Annotated in this window: 3 protein-coding genes; 1 reads left to right on the top strand and 2 read right to left on the bottom strand. The window is 64.2% G+C overall.

Annotated elements, in window-relative coordinates; all coding sequences use genetic code 11:
• Position 1 precedes the first annotated feature (1 nt).
• Together GTW58_RS12905 and GTW58_RS12900 are read right to left on the bottom strand one after the other, a co-directional pair.
• Positions 2-1,003, bottom strand: a complete 1,002-nt coding sequence (locus GTW58_RS12905; RefSeq protein WP_119933828.1) for an IS481 family transposase — start codon at positions 1,001-1,003, stop codon at positions 2-4.
• A 5-nt stretch (positions 1,004-1,008) separates the two neighbouring features.
• Positions 1,009-1,824: an NAD(P)H-binding protein gene (locus GTW58_RS12900; RefSeq protein ID WP_119933827.1), complete on the bottom strand. Its 816-nt coding sequence runs from the start codon at positions 1,822-1,824 to the stop codon at positions 1,009-1,011.
• An 83-nt stretch (positions 1,825-1,907) separates the two neighbouring features.
• Here GTW58_RS12900 and GTW58_RS12895 point away from each other — a divergent pair, with 83 nt between their 5' ends.
• The gene (locus tag GTW58_RS12895) at positions 1,908-2,330 is read left to right on the top strand and encodes a winged helix-turn-helix transcriptional regulator (protein WP_119933826.1); all 423 of its coding nucleotides are present in this window, start codon (positions 1,908-1,910) and stop codon (positions 2,328-2,330) included.
• The last annotated feature ends 39 nt before the right edge of the window (positions 2,331-2,369 follow it).

The raw sequence follows: 2,369 nt of genomic DNA, 5'->3' as shown, positions 1-2,369 counted from the left end.
GCTAGGTGTAGGAGGTCAAGACGTTGGTGACGCCTTGGCGTAGCCGCGATGCTGGAGGTTCACCGTCGGCGGTGCTGTGCGGCCGGTGGTAGTTGTAGTGGACGTTCCACACGCCGAGCGCTTCACGGCGTTGATCCTCTGACGTCCATGTACGGGCGTAGAGAAATTCTTCAGACAGGATCCGGTTGTAGCGCTCTACCTTTCCGTTGTGTCGAGGCGTGTACGGCGTGATCCGCTGGTGGCGCGCGCCGAGTAGCGCTCGAGCGAACGCGTCGGCGCGGTAGCAAGCTCCGTTGTCGGTGACAATCCGTTCGACGTGGGTGATGCCGTGGGCGGCGAACCACGCTCGGGCGCGGTGCATGAACGCGATCGCGGTGACAGCCTTTTCATCTGTCAGGGCTTCGGTGTAAGCGAGCCGTGAATAGCCGTCGATCGCGGAGTGTAGGTAGACGTAGCCGCCCCGCTTGGTCTTCCTCTTCGAGCGCTCGGCTGCCTTGGCCTGGTCGGTTCCTCGGCCGTGGACTCGCCAGCCGCCGCCGTTAGGGATTCGGCCGACCTTCTTCACGTCGATGTGGACCATGTGGCCGGGCCGGCGGGCGATGATCTTGCGTGGTTCGCGGTTTGTATCTCCGTTCGGGTCGATGAACTTCCGGCGGTTCAGCCCGAGGGCATGAAGGTGACGAGAGACCGTACGACGGCTGATCTTGATGTCCTGGTCTTGGAGTTCGAAGGCGATCCGGGAGGCGGACCACTTCTGTGTGCGACGTAGGTCCTCGATCCGTGCCACGGTGTCCGCAGAAGTCGCTGTCGGCTGGCGGCGAGGGGTCGAGGAGCGATCCAGGAGGCCAAGCTCCCCATCCTGGCGGTAGCGGTTGACCCACTTCGATGCACACGCCCGAGAGATGCCCATCTCAGCTGCCACGTGCGCGATCGGACGGGTGCGGCAGCGTTCTACGAGCCGTCGACGACCTTCGAGGGACAGCGGCGCATTGCGATGAACCATCCGTGTCAGCGAGCGCCCGGACGCATCGCAGCCGCAGTGTCCGCCGCTACAGCCAGCGCATCGGTCAGCGGCCGGTCGAGTAGCTGTGCAAGGTCAGGGCTGGAGTTGCTGAGCTGCCCATGTCGGACGCTGGTGGCGATCGAGGCGAGCATCGGCGGCTGGAACGGCAGCAGGGCGTCGTCGGCAAGGAGACGGGCGCGGTACTCGCCAAGGCCGATCGATCGGTGGGCGATCCCGAGATGCTCGGCGACGCCCCCAGTGGAAATCGGTTCGCCGACCAGCTCGTAGGTTTTGCCAGCGTGATCGGTCGGTTGACTGGCGACGGTGGCTGCTGCGGCAGCCAGGTCGACACGAGCAACAGCTGAGAGAACACCATCGCCGAACGCCGACTCCAGACCGTTGGGCGTCCACGTCAACAGCGCCCCGAAGAGCTCGGCGTAGAGACCATTACGCAGGATCGTCCAGGCAAGGCCACTGTCCTTGACCAGGTCCTCAGTGACGCGGTGGGCAAGGGCGAACCCGAGGTGATCCCCGGTTCCCGTCAAGCTGGTGTAGATCACATGCAGCACGCCGTCACGGACAGCGGCATCAAGAACGGCCCGATGCCGGGCGATGACCTGGTCATCCTCGGCGTACCCGGCTGAGACCAGGACCAGCGTCGAGACACCAGTGAGGTCCAGGCTGGCGGGGTCGTCGAAGTCCAGGTGACGCTGCCCATCGGCCGGAGTCCTGCTGCCGCCCAAGGCGGGCACGCTTCGGTCGGCCAACTCCTGAAGCGTGAGGGATGCGAGCTGTCCGTTCGCGCCGGTAACCATAATCATTGCGGTCGTTCTCCTAGGTGGTTCTCATCAGTAACTACGATGAGTCTCGACCGATCAAGGACCGCACACAAGGAGGCAGTTTGATGTCAGTGACGCACACCGAGGTAACCGCTGGACCCGCAGAGCTCGACCCGTGCGGCCAACCCGACCACCCCGACTGCGGGATCCGCGATGTCCTCGATCGCGTGGGCGACAAGTGGTCGGTCCTCGTGATCGTCGAGCTTGCCAATGGAGCACGCCGCTTCCGGCAGCTTCAGCGCGCCATCGATGGAATCTCCCAGCGGATGCTGACGCTCACGGTGCGCCGGCTGGAGCGCGATGGGCTGGTACTCCGGACCGTGTATCCGACCGTGCCTGCCCAAGTCGATTACCGACTTACCGAAACCGGCGCGAGTCTGACCCATCTTGTCAAGGCGCTAGCGGACTGGTCACTTGAGCACCGAGACGACATCGCCCATGCGCGCCAGGCTTACGACGCGCAACATCCGGACAACGAGATCAGATGACCGTCCGCGTCATCAACCTCATGACCCGCAACAGCTAGG

The organism is Kocuria subflava, assembly GCF_012163155.1.
GTDB classification, from domain to species: Bacteria; Actinomycetota; Actinomycetes; order Actinomycetales; family Micrococcaceae; genus Kocuria; species Kocuria subflava.
This window is presented reverse-complemented; position numbering and strand designations above follow the sequence as displayed.

Bases quoted from the DNA above. Each gene is read 5' to 3' on its own strand.
- GTW58_RS12905 (WP_119933828.1), bottom strand. From the start codon at position 1,003: ATGGTTCATCGCAATGCGCCGCTGTCCCTCGAAGGTCGTCGACGGCTC.
- GTW58_RS12900 (WP_119933827.1), bottom strand. From the start codon at position 1,824: ATGATTATGGTTACCGGCGCGAACGGACAGCTCGCATCCCTCACGCTT.
- GTW58_RS12895 (WP_119933826.1), top strand. From the start codon at position 1,908: ATGTCAGTGACGCACACCGAGGTAACCGCTGGACCCGCAGAGCTCGAC.